Origin of the sequence: Amycolatopsis albidoflavus, from assembly GCF_039525725.1 — a bacterium.
Lineage (GTDB): Bacteria > Actinomycetota > Actinomycetes > Mycobacteriales > Pseudonocardiaceae > Amycolatopsis > Amycolatopsis albidoflava.
In genome coordinates this window covers 890945-910205 of the sequence record NZ_BAAAHV010000012.1, presented here as the reverse complement: position 1 = coordinate 910205, position 19261 = coordinate 890945, and the positions used below count along the sequence as shown (strand labels likewise).

The window sequence follows — 19261 nt, the reverse complement described above, 5'->3', positions numbered from 1 at the left end:
AATGATCATCGATGTGCACGCCCATTACTTTCCTGCCGCGTATCGGCCGATGCTGGGAAAGCTGGCCGCGAAGTCCGGAGCGTCGACCACGGCGAGTTCGGTGCTGGGGGAGCGCAAGACGCTCGCGGTGATGACCGACGAACCCGGAATGATCGAGCAGCGGATCGCCATGATGGACGAGGCCGGAGTGGAGCGGCAGATCCTCTCCGCCGCCGGTATCGCGCCTTATGCGGCAGAATCCCGGGTGGCGGTCGAGGCGGCGCGGGTGCTCAACGACAGCTACCGCGAGCTGACCGCTTCGCACCCCGGCCGGTTCTCGTCCTTCGTTTCCCTGCCCTTGCCGCACATCGACGCGGCACTCGAGGAAATGCGGCGCGGGCTGGACGAACTGGGCATGGCCGGCGTGACCATGAACTGTTCGGTGTTCAACCGCTCGACAGCGGAAGAGGAATTCGACCCGCTGTACGAGGAGATGAACGCGCGCGGCACGACTCTGTTCTTTCACCCGGCTCAAAACGGCATCTGTTCGCCGTTCATCAACGACTACGGCTTCACCGCGGCAGCCGGGGCGTCCCTTGAGGACACCGCCCTCGTCCTCCATCTGATCAAGCGGAACATCCCGGTGCGGTATCCGGACATCAAGATCGTCATCCCGCACCTGGGCGGCATGATCCCGATGCAGCTGGCGAGGCTCGACGGCCAGGCGAACACGCCGGATCTGCTCAGCCCGCCCAGCGTGATGGCCCGCAGTCTGTACTACGACACTGTCGGATGGGGCTCGCAAGCCGCCCTCCGGTGCGCCTGCGAAGCTTTCGGCGCCGACCGCCTCCTGCCGGGCAGCGACTTCCCGATTCTGCTGTCGGTCGAGTCCTACCGGCGGACGTTCGAGTACATCAAGGAATCCCCTTTGGCCGCCGAGGAGATCGAGGCGATCCTCCGTTGCAATGCGCGGGCTCTCTTCGACTTCGACACGGTGCCGCGGTGACGACCCGCAGTCACACGGGCCTAACTGCTGCATCTGCTCTGGCACCGGCGGCCGACGATGGATCTGCGGCAGCCGCTGGGCGACGGGACGCTGGTCGGGGTGGCCGGGTGACGGGCCGAGTGGATCTGGCACCGGAGGCGGTCGCGTCGGCCATCGACCCTGCGACAGCCTCGACCTCGCATGCGCTGGCCGGCTGGGAGGTGGCGACAGGCTACGTCGGGGGTCTGGTCTAGAGGTTGAGCCCGGACTCCAGGTGCGCCAGTGACCTGTCGATCTCGGCCGGGCCGTCCATGGCGGGGTCTTGGGCCCAGCGCATCCACGTCATGGCTACGACCCCGAGAACCGCACCCACGACATTCCGTATCCGGGGATCGTCGGGTCGGCACCCGGCCCTGGCGGCCAGGATCTCGCCGACCTGCCGGATCAAGCCGGGGCTCTTGCGCAGGTTGGCCGCCACCAGTTCGGGAACGGTCGCCGCGAACACCTCCCGCGCGTGCCCGGCGGCGATCTCTTCCGCGGAGAGGCCGGCGAACGCGGTGCGGAACGCGCCGCGCAGCGCACTGACCGGCGCCGCGGCAGGCGGTTGCGCCTTCAGCGCCTCGATCAGCGGCGGGAAGTGGTCCAGCGTGACCAAATCTTCCTTCGTCGGGAAGTAGCGGAAGAACGTGGCGCGCGAGACCTCGGCGGCCTCGGCGATCTGCTCGATCGTGGTGGCGCTGTAGCCGCGTTCGCGGAAAAGCCGGAATGCCTCCCGGAGGATCGACTCCCGGGTCTTGACCTTCTTGCGTTCACGCAGCCCGCTCATTCAGTGATCATACTTGACGCACAAATGATACTGCAGTCTCATAAGAGACTCGACTATCGATATGGAGTGTGTCCGTTGAACGATCACCACCGTGACAACCCGGTCGCCTTGCCCGCCTCGCGCACTCCCGGCTGCCCGTTCGACCCGCCCCCACAGCTGACAGAGCTGGCGCGGCAGCGCGAGCCGCTGATCCGCCTCGCCTTCCCGGACGGGCACGTGGGGTGGCTGGTGACCGGCTACGAGGCCGCGCGCGCTGTGCTGTCGGACGACCGCTTCACCATCCGGCCCGAGCTGCGGCACTCTGCGCTGCCCCGTCCGAACGTCCGCCCCGGCGGCCATGACAAGCCTCCCGCGCCCGGCTGGTTCGCCAGCATGGACCGGCCCGAGCACACCCGCTACCGGCGCCTGCTCACCGGCCGGTTCACCGTTCGCCGGATGAAAGCCCTCGAACCGCGCATCGCGCAGATCGCCTCCGATCGCCTGGACGCGATGGCCGAGGCCGGTCCGCCGGCGGACCTCGTGCCGGCCTTCGCGCTCCCGGTCCCATCCCTGGTGATCTGCGAACTGCTCGGCGTTCCCTATCGCGACCACGCGTTCTTCGAGGAACAGACCACGGTGGTCGCCAGCCTGGACAGCACAGTGGAACAAGCCATGGCCGCTATGGGGAATCTTTCCCGCTACCTGAACGAGTTGGTGCAGCACAAGCGATCCACGCCCGCCGACGACCTGCTGGGCGGCCTGATCGTCGAGACCGGCCTGAGCGATGAGGAACTGACCAACATCGGCTTGCAGCTGCTGGTCGCCGGACACGAGACCACCGCGCACATGCTCGCCCTGGGCACATTCGCGCTGCTGCGACACCCCCGGCAGCTTGCCGGCTCCGCGCTGGACGAGACCGCGGTCGAGGAACTGATGCGCTACCTGACCATCGTCCACCTGGGCGCACCCAACCGCGCCGCGCTGGAGGACGTCGACCTAGCGGGCCAGCTCGTCCGCAAGGGCGAAACCGTGGTCCTGGGGCTGCCCGCGATCAACCGGGACCCCCGGCAGTTCGCCGACCCTGACACCCTGCGGCTCGACCGCGCCAATGCCAAGCACCATCTGGGTTTCGGGCACGGTGTGCACCAGTGCCTTGGCCAACAACTCGCCCGGATCGAGATGCGCATCGCCTATCGCGCGCTGTTCGAACGCTTCCCGACCCTGCGCCTGGCTGTCCCGGCCGAGGAGATCTCGATGCGGGAGTCTTCCGCCGTCTACGGGACGTGGCGGCTCCCCGTCACCTGGGACCGGAACTGACATCCAGACCACCGCCCCGGAGTCGTTGACCGACAGCCCGATGACGGTGAGCAAAGCGGTCAGGAAGACACCGCCGACCGATTTGCCCAGCCAGGCGAACGCGCCGACAACCACAACTGGCCAACTGAAGCGCTCCGTCACAGTGTCGTAGTCACGCATCGCTGAACGCCATGCCGACTAGCGCTGGGATATGCCAACTATCGCCTGTCGTCACCGCGCGGTCGGCCGCCCCATGACCAGCGGCAATTGTGCCAGGATGAACACATGTTCGATGGATTGCGCACGATCGTGTACCCGGCCGACGACCTCGTGGCGGCCAAGGAATGGTGGACCCGCGTGCTCGGGGTGCCGCCGTACTTCGACGAGCCGTTCTACGTCGGCTACAGCGTGCACGGCTACGAGCTTGCCCTCGACCCGAACGGCCGCGCGGAGAACGGCGACGGGCCGGTCACGTACTGGGGAGTGTCCGATGTGGAAGCCGCGGTGGCGAAGCTGGTCGGGGAGGGGGCGGCGGAGCACTCGGCGGTGACCGACTTCGGCGGCGGGATCCGGACCGCGCTGGTGCGCTCGCCGGACGGGAATCTGGTCGGGGTGATCGAAAACCCGCATTTCCCGGGGACCCCGGCCTGACGAGCACACGGCCGTAAGAGGGCACTGCCGGGGAGCGGTCGCGTACTCGCGGTGGCCGTGCGCAGGCCCCCTACGTGCGCGGACTGTCGGATTCGGACGATCGCGGCTACGGTGGTCACCGAGCGTGAATACGTACCGGCGAACTCGGCGGAGGTGCGCGGCATGCGGTCGATGTGGAAGGGCTCGGTGTCCTTCGGGCTGGTCAGCATCCCGATCCAGCTGTACGCGGCGACCGAGAACAAAAACGTGTCGCTGCGCCAGGTGCACGTCGCCGACGGCGGGCGGATCCAGTACAAGCGGTTCTGCTCGATCGACGGCGAGGAGGTGCCCTACTCCGACATCGCCAAGGGGTACGAGCTGCCCGACGGCGAGATGGTGGTGATCACCGACTCCGACCTCGCCGAACTGCCGCTGCCCACCCAGCGTTCGATCGACGTGCTCGAATTCGTGCCGCTGGAGTCGATCGACCCGATCCGGTTCGACCGCACCTATTACCTGGAGCCGCAGAAGAACGCGGTGAAGCCGTACATCGTGCTGCGCGACGCGCTGCAGAAGGCGAGCCACGTGGCGATCGCGAAGGTCGCGGTGCGCCAGCGGGAGAGCCTGGCGCTGCTGCGCGTCGTGGACGACGTGCTCGTGATGACCACGATGCTGTGGGCCGACGAGGTCCGGGTCCCGGATTTCCCGTTCCTGCACGAGGATCCGCCGCAGGTCCGCCCGCAGGAGGTGACGATGGCGGGTTCGCTGATCGACTCGCTGTCCGAGCCGGTCTTCGAACCGGAGAAATACTCGGACTCCTACCGGGAAGCGCTCGAAGCGATGATCGAGGCGAAGGCGGGCGGCGGCGAGACGGTCGGCGCGCCGAAACAGGGGGAGAAGGCCGAGGTCGTCGACCTGATGGCGGCGCTGGAGGCGAGCGTGTCGGCGGCGAAGAAGACCCGCGGGCCCGCCAAGGAGACGAAGAAAGCCGCCGGCGACGGCAAAGCGGCGGCGAAGAAGCCGGCTCGGCGGCCGAAGAGCGCCTGACCCGGGGCGGCCGGGGATGTTCCGCGACGCGGAACAGTGAAATTTCACCGCCGCTGTCCGGAAAACGGCGATCGTCACGCCCGGTGAGCGAGCGCGGCGGACTTCACCGGACCGAGTGGGCCGACACGCCGCCGGGTATCCTGCCGCGGCGAGTTTTCCAGTGGTACCAAAGAGGAGTCCGGCCCGGAGCAGCGGAGCCGGGGATTCGAAAACCTGAGCGGAAGGCGGCTGAGCATGGAGTGCGCGTTCTGCACGAGCGGCATCGACCACTGTCACGGAACTCTGGTGGTCCACCCGGACCGCGGGTTCGCCGAGTGCACGGATCCGTCCTGCCTGGACCTCGACCGGGTCCGGCACGGCCTGATCATCGACTGTCACACCCTCGACGCCGGGTGCGCCTGCACCGGAGCGGCGAAACCTCTGCTGCGGCACGCTTCCTGACCGCCGGCCGCACCGGGTCGACCGGCTCGCGCGGCCCCGGCGCCGGTACCCGATCGGGTACCGGGCCGTGTACAAGCTGCTTGGCAGTGTGCTAACACTACCGGGGGTCCTTCGGCTCTCCCTCCCCCTCGGAGCCGGAGGACCCCTTTCAGCTTCGGTGCGCCGAACCCGCGCGATCTCCGTCGCGGAACGGCCGGGCCCGCGCGCATCCGGCGCGGCCCCCGCTCCGCCCCCGCAGAATCCGGCGCTCCCGGCCTCAGTAGCGGTAGTGGTCCAGTTTGTACGGACCGTCCACGTCCACGCCGATGTACTCCGCCTGCTCCTTGCTGAGCTTCGTCAGCCGGACGCCGAGCGCGTCCAGGTGCAGCCGCGCGACCTTCTCGTCAAGGTGCTTCGGCAGCCGGTACACGTCGTTCGCGTAGTCGCCCGGCTTGGTGAACAGCTCGATCTGCGCGAGCACCTGGTTCGCGAACGAAGCGGACATCACGAACGACGGGTGCCCGGTCGCGTTGCCGAGGTTCATCAGCCTGCCCTCGGACAGCACGATGATCGCGTGCCCGTCCGGGAACCGCCACGTGTGCACCTGCGGTTTGACCTCGGTCTTGACGATGCCCGGGACCTTCGCCAGCCCGGCCATGTCGATCTCGTTGTCGAAGTGGCCGACGTTCGCCACGATCGCCTGGTGCTTCATCCGCCCCATCTGCGCGGCGGAGATGATGCCGAAGTTGCCGGTGGTGGTGAGGAAGAGGTCGGCGCGCTCCACGACGTCGTCGAGTTCCACCACGTCGAGCCCGTCCATCGCGGCCTGCAGCGCGCAGATCGGGTCGACCTCGGTCACCACGACGCGCGCGCCCTGTCCGCGCAGCGCCTCGACCGCGCCCTTGCCGACGTCGCCGTACCCGCACACGACGGCGTACTTTCCGCCGATCATCACGTCCGTGCCGCGGTTGAGGCCGTCCGGGAGCGAATGGCGGATTCCGTACTTGTTGTCGAATTTCGACTTGGTGACCGAATCGTTGACGTTCATCGCCGGGAACAGCAGTTCGCCGTTGGCCGCGAGCTGGTACAGCCGGTTCACGCCGGCCGTGGTCTCCTCGGTGACGCCGCGCATCGCTCCGGCGATCCGGGTGAACCGCCGCGGCTCCTCGGCCAGGCTGGCGGCCAGGGTGCGCAGCAGGATCCGGTAGTCCTCCGGGTCGTCCTCGTGCGCGGCGGGCACCGCGCCCGCCTTCTCGAACTCGGCTCCCTTGTGGACGAGCAGGGTCGCGTCGCCGCCGTCGTCGAGGATCATGTTCGGCAGGTCGCCGCCCGGGAAGCGGAACAGCTGGTCGGTGCACCACCAGTATTCGTCGAGGGTTTCGCCCTTCCACGCGAAGACCGCGGTGCCCTGCGGGTGCTCCGGAGTCCCGTTCCGGCCGACGACGACGGCCGCGGCCGCCTCGTCCTGGGTGGAGAAGATGTTGCAGGAAACCCAGCGCACCTCGGCGCCGAGCGCGACGAGCGTTTCGATCAGCACCGCGGTCTGCACGGTCATGTGCAGCGAGCCGGCGATGCGCGCGCCCTTGAGCGGCTGGGATTCCGCGAATTCGCGGCGGATGGCCATCAGGCCGGGCATCTCGTGCTCGGCGAGGTCGAGCTGGATGCGTCCGGCCGCGGCGAGCGACAGGTCGGCGACCGCGAACTCCAGGCCGTCGACGGTGCGCAGGGTGGGCGACATTTTCCGGTCCTTTCAAGGTTTTTCGGGCAGATTCGGTCGCGGACGCCTTGCTGGCGCCCGAAAAGGGAGGCGCGCGCGGTGCGGATCAGGCCAGAATGACGGCATGACAGAGCGCGCGTTGAGTTTTGGGCCGGTGGCCGCGGCGTACGAGCGGTTCCGCCTGGGGTATCCCGCCGAACTAGTCGAGAAGGTGCTGGACTACGCGGGCACGCCGGTGGGCGAGGCGCTCGAAATCGGGGCCGGGACAGGGAAAATGACCCGGCTGTTCGCGGCGCGGGGGATCGCGGTCACCGCGACCGACCCGGATCCGGCGATGCTCGCCGAACTGCGCGAACACGTGTCCGCCGAAACTCGCGTGGGTGCGTTGGAAGACCTGTGGCCGGACCGGCAGTACGGACTGGTGTACTCGGCCTCGGCGCTGCACTGGACGGACCCGGCCGGGCGGTGGCCGCGCATCGCCGCCCTGCTCGCTCCGGGCGGGGTGTTCGCGTCGTTCGGCGGACCCGTCGAACCGGCGGATCCCGCGGTGCGGAAAGCGATCGACGAGGCCCAGGCTCCGTTTCTGGAGAGCGCGCAGGTCCCGTCGCCGGACGGCACGCCGCCGGAGGACGAACTCCAGTGGCCGGGCACCGAACTCGAGCAGTCGGAGTTGTTCGCCGACGTTCGGCAGGTCGTCGTCCAGCAGCGCGCGACGCTCAGCGCGGACGACCTTGTCGGATTGCTTTCCACTGTCTCGGCGTACCTGATACTGCCGATTTCGGTGCGGGAGCAGGTTTTCCAGCGGATCCGGCGAGTGTTGCCGGATACGGTCGAACTGGTCTCCGACCACACGGCGCACCTCGCACGACGGTGCTGACCGGGCCGGAATCGCCAATGGCACGCGACACCTCCTGAACCAGGAGGCGCCCTTCGTTCGCATTCTCGCGGGCCGAGCGTGGCGGGGAAACCCCGTCGCAGCGCCTCTCGGCCCCGAGCCGCGCCCCGGCGGGCGCGTGGGTTCCACCTTGGCAAGCCCGGCGCGGGGCTGTCAAGCGCGCCGGAACTCCGCGCGGACGCCGAGCAGCCGCACCGGTTTGCCGAAACTGAAGCGGCCCAACAGGTCCTGCGCCGCCGCGGCGAGCACTGCCGGATCCGAGGACGGTGCGGGCAGCGTCACGCTGTGGGTGTGCGTGAGGAACGGCGCGAACCGCACCTTGACCGCGACGCGCGCCGCCGGACGTCCCTCGTCGGCGACGTCCTGCGCGACGCGGGCGGCCAGGGTCGCGGTTTCCCGCGCGATGGCCTCGGGGTCGGTGAGGTCTTGCTGGAATGTTGTTTCCCTGCTTCGGGAACGCGCGACGTACGGGGTCGCGCTGACCTCGGCGTCGCTGATGCCGCCGGCCAGCAGGCGGTACCACGGGCCGAGTTTCGGCCCGAACCGCGCGGCGAGCGCGTCCGGATCGGCGGCGGCGAGATCGAGAATGGTGGAATACCCAGCTTCGGTCAGTTTCTTCGCGGTTTTCCGGCCGATTCCCCACAGCGCGTCGGTGGGCCGGTCCGCCATGACGTCCCACCAGTTTTCCTGGGTGAGCCGGTAAATTCCGGCCGGTTTCGCGAAACCGGTGGCAAGCTTGGCGCGGAGCTTGTTGTCGCCGATCCCGACCGAGGACGAAAGCCCGGTTTCCTCCTCGATTCCGCGCCGGATTTCCGCCGCGAGAGCTTCGGGATCGCCGGCGGTCGCGCCGAGGAAGGCTTCGTCCCAGCCGAGCACCTCGACGACTACCGGGAACTCTCGGAGCCGGGCCATGACGCGGTCGGAGACTTCCTGGTAGGCCGGGGCGTCGACGGGGAGGAGGACGGCGTCCGGGCAGCGTTTGACGGCCAGCCGCAGCGGCATGCCGGAGTCGATGCCGAACTCGCGCGCCTCGTAGGACGCGGTGGCCACGACGGCGCGCTCGGCCGGATCGCCGTTCCCGCCGACGATCACCGGCCGCCCCCGCAACTCCGGCCGTCGCGCCACCTCGACGGCGGCGATGAACTGGTCGAGATCGACGTGCAGCACCCACTCGGACACGGAACCAGTGTGCGGTGTGCGGGGCGAGTGGCGCATCCGGAGGCGGCGGGGTGGGCTTGGGTGGCGTTCGGGGTGGGCTGGAGCGGCTGACCGGTGTGCCGGGCGGGCGGCGCATCCGGAGGCGGCGGGTTGGGCATGCCCGCGCTAGATGGCATTCCGGGCGGGGCGAGCAGCCGGGTTGAACTCGATCCGGCCCAGTGCGATCCCTGCCGGAGCGGCTTTCCGGCTGGATGCCGCGGCGACCGTCGTTCCCGGCTTGGTCAGGAGCTGCCGCAGGACTTGCCGACGCGTCGTTGCGCTTCAGTCCGGGTTGGACGCGGGCCAGCCCGGACCGCGACCGCCCGTAATTCCCGCGGCAAGCGTCAGCCGGTCACCCGCGGTCGCGGCATCCGGCGACGTGCGCCGCCACCCCGCCCGCCGCCGCGAACAGGGAGCACACCGTCAGCACTGGGCTCGACCCGACGAGACCGGCCACCAGGAGGCCACACGCGGCGACGTCCAGCAGGATCGCGAACGCGGAGAGCAGCGCGGCGGAGCGGGCCGGTTTGCCGCGGCGCAGGGCGGCGGCCAGTTCCGGGTCGCTGGTTTCGAACCAGCGCTCGATCTTGTCCAGCTCGACGCGTTCGTGGTGACTGAGCATGGAGGTCTCCTTCGGCGGCCCGCGTGCCGTCCTGGAGGAAGTACCCGCCCCGTCTCGTCGTGAACCGCGTCGCCTCCGATTCACCCGACTGCCCGAATCCGGCGGGAATCCGGGCAGTCCGGTCACCGTGCGCTGTCGGCCGGACCGTCCACATTGGTCACGGAGCGCAAGCGGGCTCCGGGCCGACGTAGCCCTCGCGCGAGGAGTCGTCGATGCCGACCTCGCACGGGATCGACGGGTCCACGCGGTTGCCTTCGACGCGGGCGCCGGTCGAGTGGATCGCCAAGCCGATCGCGTGGTCCGGACCGGCGGCGAAGGTGTTGCCGGTGATGGTGGCCTGCTGGACGTCCTCGAACATCAGCGTCTGCGAAGCGACGAGCGTCTCGCAGAAATTGTCCTTGATGAGGAAATCGGTGGTGTGGCCTTTTCCGTCGCCTTGGCCGTCGTTGGGGCCTTCCGCCATCAGGCACATGTTGTCGATTTTCTCGCAGCGGTTTCTTTCGATCCGGATGTGATTGCTGGGCGGGCTGTCGCTGGAAAAGGTTTGCATGCAGTCGGCGTGCGCGCCGTCGCGGTTCACCGTCTTGCTGATCGTGTTGTGCTCGATGGCGATGTAGTCGCCGAAGAACCGGATGCCGTCGCCGTCGCCGCCGTGCGGAGCGGTGATTCTGCTGTTCTTCAGGGTCACGTGATTGCCGCGGATTTCGACGCCGGGCGCGGACGGTTCGTCGAGGGTGAAGCCGTCGAGGATGACCCAGTCGGCGTCGACGTCGATGCCGGACACGGATTTCCCGGCGCCGGAGTACACGCGCGGCTGGTCCGGCGTGCCGCCGGCGGTGATGTGCAGCCGCGAGTCGGCGGCGTGTGCGGCCGGGGCGAAGACGGCCGCCAGGACAAGCGCGGCGGAGAGGACGAGGGCGCGCATCGGGACTCCTTCGATCGCGCGGACGGGGACGTCGGCGAAGGTAGGGCCGATCGGCGGGAGGGGTCCCGGGCCGCTTTCTGCCGACGGAGGTGATGCAGTATCGTTACTGCGAGTTACCTCACAGAGGGTCGGACCACGCCGAGGGGAGCGTCGGTGGACGCGGACCAGCTGATCGCGGGCCGGTACCGGCTGCTGGAGCGGGTGGGCAGCGGCGGCATGGGCGTCGTCTGGCGGGCGCACGACGACCGGCTCGGCCGCGAGGTGGCGCTCAAACAGGCCCGGCTGTCCGACGTGGTGAGCGGGCGGACGCTGCGCCGCGAGGCCCGGCTGGCAGCTGGGGTGCTGCACCCGAACGTGGTCACCTTCTTCGACGTCGCCGCCGACGGCGACGAGCTGTGGCTCGTAATGGAGTACGTCCCTTCGCGCAGCCTGGCGGAAATCCTCGCCGCGGAGGGAAGGCTGCCCGCGCGCAAGGTCGCCGAAATCGGCGTCCAGATCTCGGCGGCGCTCGGCGCGGTGCACGCGCACGGCATCGTGCACCGCGACGTCAAGCCGGGCAACGTCCTCATCGCCTCGGACGGCCGCGCGAAGCTCACCGATTTCGGCATCTCCCGCTCGGTCCGCACGGACGAGACGGTGACCGATTCGCCGCTGATCGGCGGCACGCCGGACTACCTCGCCCCGGAGGTCGCGCAAGGGCATCCGCCCACCGCGGCGTCGGACGTGTTTTCCCTGGGGGCAACGCTTTTCGCCGCCGTCGAGGGCAAGCCGCCGTTCTCCGGCGGCAACGAGTACGCCACCATCCGCCGGGTCGCCGAGGGCTCGGTCCCGCCGCCGCGGCACGCGGACGGGCTCGCGCCGACGCTGGAGCTGCTGATGCGGCTCGACCCCGCCGAACGGCCGACCGCGGTGGCGGCGGGGGAGCTGCTGGCCGAGGGGATCGACACCCTGCCGGTCGACGTTCCGCCGCCGCCCGGCAAGCGGCGCGGGCTGCTGATCGCCGGGGTGGTCGTCGCGGCGGTCGCGGTCGTGGTCGCCACGTATTTCGTGACCCGCCCGGCGAAAACCTCGCCGCCGGTCGCCCCGGTGGCCCAGACGGAGCTCGGGATCGGCCCCGACCCGCGGGCCGCGGATCCGTGCCGGCTGGTCGATCCCGCGCCGCTGAAACCGTTCGGCGATCCGGAAGTCGTCCCGGACTACGGGAACTTCAACCGCTGCGACGTGATCCTGCGCCGCGGCAAGCTCCAGGCGGACGTCCTGGTGGAGCTGAACGATCCGCCGGCCGCGGCGCTGGAGGGCACGCAGTCGAAGTCCGGCCCGTTCACGGTGTTCGGTTCTTCGGACGACAGCAAGTGCGAGCGGCCGATCCAGCTGCAGGACCGTTTCCTGGTGCGAGTGACCGCCAAGCGGCTGGACGACGCGTACAGCCTCGACCTGTGCCAGGCCGCCGACACCGCGGTCGCTTCGGCGACGAAAGCCATGGCGGCGGCTGGGGTTCCGGCGCGCGCGGCGGCGTTCCCGGCGGGTTCATTGGCGTACGTGGACGCGTGCTCGCTGCTGGACACGCTCGCGATCTCCCCGGCGGCCGGGGTCGCCGCGCCGGTCAAGATCGAGCGCGGTTTCAGCGGCTGGTGGTGCGACTGGACGAGCCCGGCGAGCGACCGTGCGGTCACCGTCATGTTCGACCGGGACCAGCCGCCGGACAGCAAGACCGGCCAGCTCGTGCAGGTCGGCGGACACGACGCGTACCTCAAGACCAACGATTTCGCCGACGGCAGCTGCCAGGCGGTCCTCGTCTACCGTCGCTACACCGACGCGCACGGGGAACCCAGGGTGGAACGGCTGCGGGTCGTGGTGAAGGGCGGCGGGCCGCCGGAACGGCTGTGCGCGCCAGCGTCCACCTTGGCCGGTTCGCTGGCCGGAAAGCTGCCGAAAACATGACCGCGTTCGCCGGCGGCACGCCGGAAGAGCTGGGCCCGGACCACGGCAGCCTCGCGCACGGCGTTCCGCCTTCCCCTCCGGGCACGATTTTCGCGCTCGCCGTCACCGGCGGCGTGCGGATGCCGCCGCGCGACGGGCGACAGGTGCTGTTCGGCCGCAACCGCGACGACGTGCACGTGTGCGTCGGCGAGGACGATCGGAAAGTCAGCCGGCAGCAGGGATTCCTGGTGCGCCGCAGGGATTCCTGGTGGATCCACAACACCGGGAAGCTGCCCATCCGGCTGCCCGGCTCGCGGCTGCTGTTCCCGGAGGAGGAACCGGTGCCGCTGGCCGAGGGCTACACCGCGGCGTTCGTGCGCGGTTCGGCCGGGCGCGAGCATCTGCTGGAGGTGTACGTCGCGGGCGCGGACGGCCGCCGCCCGGATTCGCGGCCGCAGGACGTCACCGAACCGCCGCGGATGTGGCGGCTCACCCCGGACGAACGGCTCGTCCTGGTTTCGCTCGCGCAGCGGTATCTGCTGCAGGACCAGTATCCGCAGCCGCTCGCGTGGCGGCAGGTGGCGGAGCAGCTGTCCGAGCTGAAGCCGGAAGCGCGCTGGAGCGGCAAGCGCGTCGAACACCTCGTCGGCGCGGTGCGCGCCCGTCTGGCGCGTGCTGGAGTGGCCGGGCTGACGAGGGAGGAAGTCGGCGAACCGGTCGGGAACGCGTTGAACGACAACCTGATCAAGGAACTCCTGCTGTCGACGTCGCTGGTCCCGCCGGACCTGGCGCTGCTCGAACCCGGCGACGATCCGGGAGGGGTCCCGGCTCCTCCTGCTTGACTCGCGGTGCGCGGCGGATCCGGCCCCGCGCCCCCGGAGGGCCGTCGCGGTCGCCCGGCCGGGGTCGGCAGCGGCTCCGCAGGGGGTGTCCGTGGCAGGGGAGGCGATGCGGACGCTGCCCGCGGGACACCCGAGCCTCGCGCTCGGGTTCGCGTCGCCGCCGGGCACGCTGGTGGTGCTGGGACGCGCGGGGGGAGTCCTGGTGCCGCCGGCGGCGCGCGGGCCGGTCACGTTCGGGCGGAACACCCCGGAGGTGACGGTGCCGCTCGGCGAGGACGACCGGCGGGTCAGCCGCTGTCACGGCGTGCTGGAGCAACGCGCGGGCCGATGGTGGGTGCGCGCGACCGGCAAGGTGCCGCTGCGGCTGCCGCGGTCGCGGTTGTTGTTCGCCGGAGCCGCGCCGGTCCCGCTGCCGCCCGGCTATCTGCCGGTGTACGCGCGCGGTTCGGGGGACCGCGAGCACGTGCTGGAGGTCCGGCTCGCGGACGGAACGCCGACGCCGGCCCCGGCCGGACGGCTGCGGCCGGACGAACGGCTCGTGCTCGCGATGGTGGCGCGGGGATTCCTGCGCCGGGAGGAACGGCCGCGTCCGGTGCCGGTTTCGCTGGCGGCGCGCCGGTTGTCGGCGCTGGACCCCGATGGCGGCTGGACTGCTGAAGTCGTGGCGGCGGTGCTGGACTCGGTGCGATTCCGGTTCCGGCCGGGATCCGCGGACGACGATCTGGTGGCGGCGCTGGTTTCGGCGGCGGTGCTGGTTCCGCCGGATCTGGCGTTGCTGTCGCCCGCGTTGCCGCCGGTGGGGGAGGACGAGTGGATGCCGTCCACCTGGGGCAGCTAAGCGGTCCGGAACGGGCGGAAGAACTCCCGCAGCTCCTGCGCGTACAACTCCGGCTCCTCGAACGGCGCGAAATGCCCGCCGCGCTCAGGTTCGGTGACCCGGACCGTGTTGGCCATCCGGTCGAGCCACGCGCGCGGCGTGCGGACGAGATCAGCCGGGAACAGCGAGAATCCCGACGGCACTTCGACCCGCCTGGCGTACTGCTCCGGCGGGATCGCGGCGTTGGCCCGATACATCCGCATGGCTGAGCCGATGGTCCCGGTGAGCCAGTAGATGGTGACGTTCGTGAGAATCTCGTCCTTGGTGAAGGCGCGCTCGACATCTCCGTCGCAGTCGCTCCACGCGCGGAGCTTCTCCACGATCCACGCGGCGAGCCCGGCAGGCGAATCGGTGAGCCCTACGGCAGCCGTCTGCGGTTTGGTGCGGTGCATCGCCGCGTACGCGCCCTCGGCCGCGCCCCAGGCCGTGACGTCCTGGAGCCAGCTGCGTTCCTCCGGCGTCACGTCGTCCGGGACGACCACGGGCAGTCCGCCGTCCATCCTGTGCACGGCGACGACCCGGTCCGGGTGGTCGAGGGCGAGGAAGCGGCTGACGCTGCTGCCGATGTCGCCGCCCGCCGCGGCGAAGCGCGGGTAGCCGAGCACGGTCATCAGCTCGGCCCACAGTCCGGCGACGGCGATCGAATCGGGCGCTGGGCCGGTGGGACGGTCGGAATAGCCGTAGCCGGGCATGTCCGGGACGATGACGTCGAACGCGTCCGCCGGGTCGCCGCCGTGCGCGGTGGGGTCGGTGAGCAGCGGGACGACCTTCGAATAGCGCCAGAACGAGTCCGGCCAGCCGTGGGTCAGCACGAGCGGCAGCGCCGGACCGCTCGGCGCGACCGCGCGGGCGTGCACGAAGTGGATCCGCGATTCGCCGAGCCGGACTCGGTAGCGGGGCAGCTGGGCGAGCGCTGCCTCCTGCTTCGCCCAGTCGAACTCTTCCGCCCAATAGGTGATCAGTTCGCGCAGGTAACCGACGTCGGCGCCGAGCGCCCAGCCTTCTTCCGGGGCGTCTGGCCAGCGGGTCGCGCGCAGCCGTGAGCGCAGGTCGGCGAGCTGCGCGGGATCGGTTTCCGGGGCGAACAATTCCGGGCGGTCGGCCATGCCCTCGAGCCTACGTGATCTCGGCCGCACTCCGGGAACGCGTTTCTGTCGGTGGTTCTGGGTAGGGTCGGAATCGTTCAGGGGGAAAGGAGTTGCCCGATGACGACAGTTCCACAGGTGCGCACCCGTGTGCGGATCCCGCTGCGGTTCGGCGACGGGCCGGCGGTGCCCTCGGAGGCGGTCACGTTCACGGGGCTGTCCGACGGGCTTGAGCATCTTGCCTTCGTGCTGGGCAAACCCGGCCCGGTGCCGTTGGTGCGCCTGCATTCGGAATGCCTCACCGGCGACGTGTTCGGCTCCGCGCGCTGCGATTGCGGCCCGCAGCTGGCGGAGGCTGTCGCGCGGATTTCCGAGGTCGGCGGGTACCTGCTCTACCTGCGGCAGGAAGGCCGCGGAATCGGGCTGTACAACAAGCTCGACGCGTACGCGTTGCAGGATTCCGGTTTGGACACCTACGCGGCTAATGCAGCGCTCGGCTTGCCGGAAGACGCGCGCGACTACACCGCCGCCGCGCAAATGCTCACTGTGTTCGGCGTTCAGCAGCTGGATCTGCTGTCGAACAACCCGGACAAGGCCGCACAGCTGGCCCGGCACGGTCTCGCGGTGCGCGAACAGCTCCGCACCGGGGTTTTCGCGAACGAGAACAACGTCCGGTATCTGCGCGCGAAAGCCGAGCAGACCGGGCACACGCTCGCGTTGCCGTTTGGGGAGTGGTCGGCTAGTTCGGCGGTGTGAGGGCGTGGGTGAGGTGGGCGTCGCCTGGTCGCCAGTCGAGGGTGCGGATGGTTAGGTGCCGGACTGGTTTGGCGAGTGCTGCGGGGACGGCGCGTTGCCGGTTTGGGGAGTGGTCGGCTAGTTCGGCGGTGTGAGGGCGGAGACGCGGGTGAGGCTGGCATCGCCCGGCCGCCAATCGAGGGTTCGGACGGCTAGGTATCGGACCGGTTCGGTGAGTGCGACAGAGACGGTGCGTTTCCGGTCGGGGCGGGCAGCCTCGGTGTAGACGACGCCGTCAGTGCTGGTCTCGACGACGGTGGCGGGCACGCGTCCGGCCGTCCAGGCGAGTTCGGCGGTCGCGATCGGCAGCGGGGCGCCGAGGTCCACGACCAACCGGCCGCCGGGGCCGGGTTGCCACGCGGTTGCCGGGTTGTCGTCCACGGCGGCGTCCGGGCTGGTCATTCCGGGCGGCAGCGGTTCGGCGGGGAAGATCACGGCTCCGAGCGCGCGGTCGTTCAGCGGGTACGGCCGGGTGCCGGCGAAGACGACGGGCACGGTGTGGCGCGGCGGCAGCGCGACTGTGCGCGGGCGGCCGTCGGTCGGGGTCACGGTCACGACTGTCGCGGTCAGTCCGGGCGGCGCGGTGAGGTCGACGTGGCTGGCGTCGTGCACGACGGCGGTCAGTCCGGGCGGTGCGGCGGCGCCGAGCATGCCGCGCACGATGAAGCGGGGCGGTTCGATCCGGCCTTCGGCGGGGGCAAGTTCGTAGCTGAACGAGCTGCCGGACATGGTGACTTTCTGCGTGCCGCGGTACAGCGGCAGTGCGGTGCGATCTAATGGCAGCGAAGCGGTTCCGGACGCGGGTGTCGCGGAAAGGTTTGCCAGCACTAGGAAATCGTCCGTGACACTCGCGTGGATTCCGGTCGCGGTGGCGCGGGGCCGCTGAGCGAGCTTCGGCAGATTCACCCGGCCGGGATACAGCTCGGCCAGCAGCGGTGCGGGCGCACCGGCGGAGAGCGTGACGTGGTCGTTCGTGACGGTGAGCGGATTCGGGCTGGTCACGACGATCCCGGCCCGGCCGTCGACGTCCAGCCAGCCGCCGGTGCTGTGCAGCGCGGGCACCGGATAGGTCGCGACGGGAGTCCAGGCGACGCCGTCGGGCGAGGTTTCGATCCGGTACTTCCGTCCGGCGGCCGCCTCCCAGCTCAGGCGGACCCGGTCGAATTTCCGCGGCGCTCCGAGGTCGACGGCCAGCCAGCTGTCCGCGCGCGTCCGGTCCGATGTGGACACTGCCCAGCGCGTGGCGGGATTCCCGTCGGTTGCGTATTTCGCCTCCTTGCCCGAGGCGGCCGATGACGCGGACGCGGTGCCGGCCAAGGCTAAGTCGGGGCCGTCGCCGTCGTGGATTTCGAACGACCAGAGCGAGTAGCCGTACTGCGGATCCGGCTGCACGCCAAGCATCCGTACATGCCGCGCGGTCACCGGCGCGAAGTTCAGGCTGTCAGTGCGGGCACCGGTCGAAGAGGGCTGCGCCGGGAGCGTCACGGAACCCTCGGCGGCGGTGTAGGTGCGATCGCCGTCGAGGCCGGGAACGCCTGGCATGGCGAGGTTGTAGACGTTGAGCACGCCTTCGTCCGACGCTACACCGGTGCTGGCATAGACCGCGGCACCGGTGGGGAGAGTGGCGAGCGCGGCGTATCCGGTGTCGAACCGCAGAATGCCGACGGTGCCGTCGAATCCATCGCGCACCTTGCGGTAGGTCGTGGCGTGGCGCTCGCGCACGGCGAGGTTCGTGGCGGGCAGCAGCATCGGATTGGCTCCGCCGAGCACGAACAGCCAGTCGTCGTGGTTCGGCTGCCAGGCGAATTTCACGAAACCGGGTTTGCTGACGGTCGCGGCCCACGCGGCAGGGGAGCGGTGGGCCAGCAGGCCCGGCCCGGTGCCGAAATCGGCGGCGTGCGCGGCGTGGGCGTCGAATTCGTCCTTGCGCACCGCACTGATCGGGCCGCCGTGCTCGGCGCGCCATTCGTGCAGCAGATAGCTGACGGCGAGTTCGGCGCGGGCTTCCGGTTCGTATTTGGGTTCGCCGGAGAACTTCGTGATCCGGTCGACCGGCGGATACGCCTGGTACGGCTCCAGCCGCGCGGCCAGCTGGGTCTCGGCATAGGCGGCGTAGCGGTCTCCGAGCACCTGGGCGCGGAAGGCGAGCGGGATGACGTCGCGGCCGTAGAGGTGTTCGCGGTCGGCGACCATCGGCATCAGCGGTTCGCCGGCGTCGCTGGTCATCAGGAGCATGGTGCGCCACAGCAGTTCGCCGTTCGGCTGCGCGGTGAGCACCTCGGGCAGCGGGACGCCGGCGGCGAGGAAGTGCATCGCGTTGCGGCCGGACGTGCGCCAGAGTTCTTCCTGGTAATGCGGCCCGAACGAGCCGTGGTTCTCGACGAGGAACGTGTCGTACAGGTTGGTGGCGGTGTTGTCGCTGATCGGTTTTCCGTCCACCAGACGGGGATTCGCCAGATCGGCCGCGGGCAGACCGCCTTCGTTGCGGCTCCAGGAACCGAAGGCCGCGCGCCATTCGGGAGCGCGCGGATCGTTCGGCGCCCAGGCGAGCGCCGGGGCGAGCGACTGCGCGTAGACGCCCATCTCTTCGAGCTTCGTGTCGCCGACGTAGCCGCCGCGCAGGCCGTTGGGCGTCCAGTCGCCGGAAGCGGGGTCGTTGCCGGTGCCGAGGCTGGTCGTGTAGGCAGCCTGTTCGGTGGCGATGCGCTCGACGTTCCGTCGCGTCGCGGCGTCCAGCTCTGTCCACAAGAGACGGGCGGCGAGCTGGAAGTAGGACTGGAAAGTGGTGTCGAAGAACAGTTTCCGGCCCCATTCGGCACCGCCGGTGAGCCGGTTCGAGGCGGCGAAGTGCTTGATGGTGGCGAGGGTGTGCGCGCGGAGGGTTTCGCGGTCGACCCCCGCGACGGCGGCGTCGTAACCGTCGCGGGTCAGCAGGAGCGCGTTGCCGAGGACGACCGCGAAGGTGAAGTCGCGGGCGGGATAGATCCCGGCAACCGGGTCGAACTGCTGCTCGGCCCAGCGGGTGTGCCGCAGGAGTACCCGCAGGTAGGTGGCCGCGACGGGATCCGGAGCGGACCGGGGCGTCGCACGCGCTGTTCCGGCGGTGAGCAGGAGCGTGGCTCCGGCGCCCGCGAGACCGAGCGCCTGCCGCCGGGTGAACCCGTCCATCCCGCGTCCTCCAGAACCGCTGACAACCTTGTCAACGCGGATTCTGTGCGGCGGCC

At 70.1% G+C, this 19261-nt stretch carries 17 protein-coding genes, 1 pseudogene and 1 riboswitch; of the genes and pseudogenes, 10 read left to right on the top strand and 8 right to left on the bottom strand.

All coding sequences use genetic code 11. From position 1 onward, the window contains the following. Position 1 precedes the first annotated feature (1 nt). The gene (locus tag ABD156_RS22465; RefSeq protein ID WP_344276867.1) at positions 2 to 985 is read left to right on the top strand and encodes an amidohydrolase family protein; all 984 of its coding nucleotides are present in this window, start codon (positions 2 to 4) and stop codon (positions 983 to 985) included. 229 nt (positions 986 to 1214) lie between these two features. Here ABD156_RS22465 and ABD156_RS22460 read toward each other — a convergent pair whose 3' ends face one another. After that, entirely contained in the window at positions 1215 to 1790 is a 576-nt protein-coding gene (locus ABD156_RS22460; RefSeq protein WP_344276864.1) for a TetR family transcriptional regulator, read from the bottom strand. 3 nt (positions 1791 to 1793) lie between these two features. Between ABD156_RS22460 and ABD156_RS22455 the strand changes: the two genes are divergently transcribed. Beyond that, positions 1794 to 3086, top strand: coding sequence for a cytochrome P450 (locus ABD156_RS22455; RefSeq protein WP_344276861.1), 1293 nt, complete (start codon positions 1794 to 1796; stop codon positions 3084 to 3086). 30 nt (positions 3087 to 3116) lie between these two features. Here the strand turns inward: ABD156_RS22455 and ABD156_RS22450 are convergent. Continuing rightward, a pseudogene (locus ABD156_RS22450) lies at positions 3117 to 3245 on the bottom strand (hypothetical protein); the annotation flags it as partial. A gap of 105 nt (positions 3246 to 3350) precedes the next feature. Between ABD156_RS22450 and ABD156_RS22445 the strand changes: the two are divergent. The 3 genes from ABD156_RS22445 (at position 3351) to ABD156_RS22435 (ending at position 5183) form a co-directional block, all read left to right on the top strand. Next, positions 3351 to 3716: a VOC family protein gene (locus ABD156_RS22445; protein ID WP_344276859.1), complete on the top strand. Its 366-nt coding sequence runs from the start codon at positions 3351 to 3353 to the stop codon at positions 3714 to 3716. 162 nt (positions 3717 to 3878) lie between these two features. After that, positions 3879 to 4742: a non-homologous end joining protein Ku gene (ku, locus tag ABD156_RS22440; protein ID WP_344276856.1), complete on the top strand. Its 864-nt coding sequence runs from the start codon at positions 3879 to 3881 to the stop codon at positions 4740 to 4742. Positions 4743 to 4976: 234 nt separating this feature from the next. Beyond that, entirely contained in the window at positions 4977 to 5183 is a 207-nt protein-coding gene (locus ABD156_RS22435) for a hypothetical protein (protein WP_344276854.1), read from the top strand. A gap of 256 nt (positions 5184 to 5439) precedes the next feature. Here ABD156_RS22435 and ahcY read toward each other — a convergent pair whose 3' ends face one another. Then, positions 5440 to 6900, bottom strand: a complete 1461-nt coding sequence (ahcY, locus tag ABD156_RS22430) for an adenosylhomocysteinase (protein ID WP_344276851.1) — start codon at positions 6898 to 6900, stop codon at positions 5440 to 5442. A gap of 103 nt (positions 6901 to 7003) precedes the next feature. Here ahcY and ABD156_RS22425 point away from each other — a divergent pair, with 103 nt between their 5' ends. Continuing rightward, positions 7004 to 7756 (top strand): class I SAM-dependent methyltransferase, encoded by a 753-nt coding sequence (locus ABD156_RS22425; RefSeq protein WP_344276848.1) that lies wholly within the window; start codon positions 7004 to 7006, stop codon positions 7754 to 7756. A gap of 41 nt (positions 7757 to 7797) precedes the next feature. After that, a riboswitch (S-adenosyl-L-homocysteine riboswitch) is annotated at positions 7798 to 7871 on the bottom strand. Between the two features lie 56 nt (positions 7872 to 7927). Here ABD156_RS22425 and ABD156_RS22420 read toward each other — a convergent pair. The 3 genes from ABD156_RS22420 to ABD156_RS22410 all read right to left on the bottom strand — a co-directional run bounded on the left by ABD156_RS22420 (position 7928) and on the right by ABD156_RS22410 (position 10518). Continuing rightward, positions 7928 to 8989, bottom strand: coding sequence for a DNA polymerase IV (locus tag ABD156_RS22420; RefSeq protein WP_344276845.1), 1062 nt, complete (start codon positions 8987 to 8989; stop codon positions 7928 to 7930). A gap of 334 nt (positions 8990 to 9323) precedes the next feature. Next, positions 9324 to 9593, bottom strand: a complete 270-nt coding sequence (locus tag ABD156_RS22415; protein ID WP_344276842.1) for a DUF3040 domain-containing protein — start codon at positions 9591 to 9593, stop codon at positions 9324 to 9326. 157 nt (positions 9594 to 9750) lie between these two features. Next, a complete protein-coding gene (locus ABD156_RS22410; RefSeq protein WP_344276840.1) occupies positions 9751 to 10518 on the bottom strand; it encodes a right-handed parallel beta-helix repeat-containing protein in 768 nt (255 codons plus the stop codon). Positions 10519 to 10671: 153 nt separating this feature from the next. Between ABD156_RS22410 and ABD156_RS22405 the strand changes: the two genes are divergently transcribed. From ABD156_RS22405 to ABD156_RS22395, 3 genes are all read left to right on the top strand, one after another. Further along, positions 10672 to 12459, top strand: coding sequence for a serine/threonine-protein kinase (locus ABD156_RS22405; protein ID WP_344276837.1), 1788 nt, complete (start codon positions 10672 to 10674; stop codon positions 12457 to 12459). Further along, positions 12456 to 13280 carry an FHA domain-containing protein gene (locus tag ABD156_RS22400; protein ID WP_344276835.1) on the top strand — a complete coding sequence of 275 codons (825 nt, stop codon included), beginning with the start codon at positions 12456 to 12458 and terminating at the stop codon, positions 13278 to 13280. Before ABD156_RS22405 ends, ABD156_RS22400 begins: the two co-directional genes overlap by 4 nt. A gap of 106 nt (positions 13281 to 13386) precedes the next feature. Next, complete coding sequence (locus tag ABD156_RS22395) at positions 13387 to 14118, top strand: FHA domain-containing protein (RefSeq protein WP_344276832.1); 732 nt, start codon at positions 13387 to 13389, stop codon at positions 14116 to 14118. On the opposite strand, the gene ABD156_RS22390 is transcribed toward ABD156_RS22395, so the two are convergent. Beyond that, positions 14115 to 15263 (bottom strand): epoxide hydrolase family protein, encoded by a 1149-nt coding sequence (locus tag ABD156_RS22390; protein WP_344276829.1) that lies wholly within the window; start codon positions 15261 to 15263, stop codon positions 14115 to 14117. The genes ABD156_RS22395 and ABD156_RS22390 overlap by 4 nt on opposite strands. Before the next feature lie 99 nt (positions 15264 to 15362). On the opposite strand from ABD156_RS22390, the gene ABD156_RS22385 reads away from it, so the two are divergent. Beyond that, a complete protein-coding gene (locus ABD156_RS22385; protein WP_344276826.1) occupies positions 15363 to 15998 on the top strand; it encodes a GTP cyclohydrolase II in 636 nt (211 codons plus the stop codon). A 117-nt stretch (positions 15999 to 16115) separates the two neighbouring features. Here ABD156_RS22385 and ABD156_RS22380 read toward each other — a convergent pair whose 3' ends face one another. Then, positions 16116 to 19205, bottom strand: a complete 3090-nt coding sequence (locus ABD156_RS22380; RefSeq protein WP_344276823.1) for a discoidin domain-containing protein — start codon at positions 19203 to 19205, stop codon at positions 16116 to 16118. Positions 19206 to 19261: the final 56 nt, after the last annotated feature.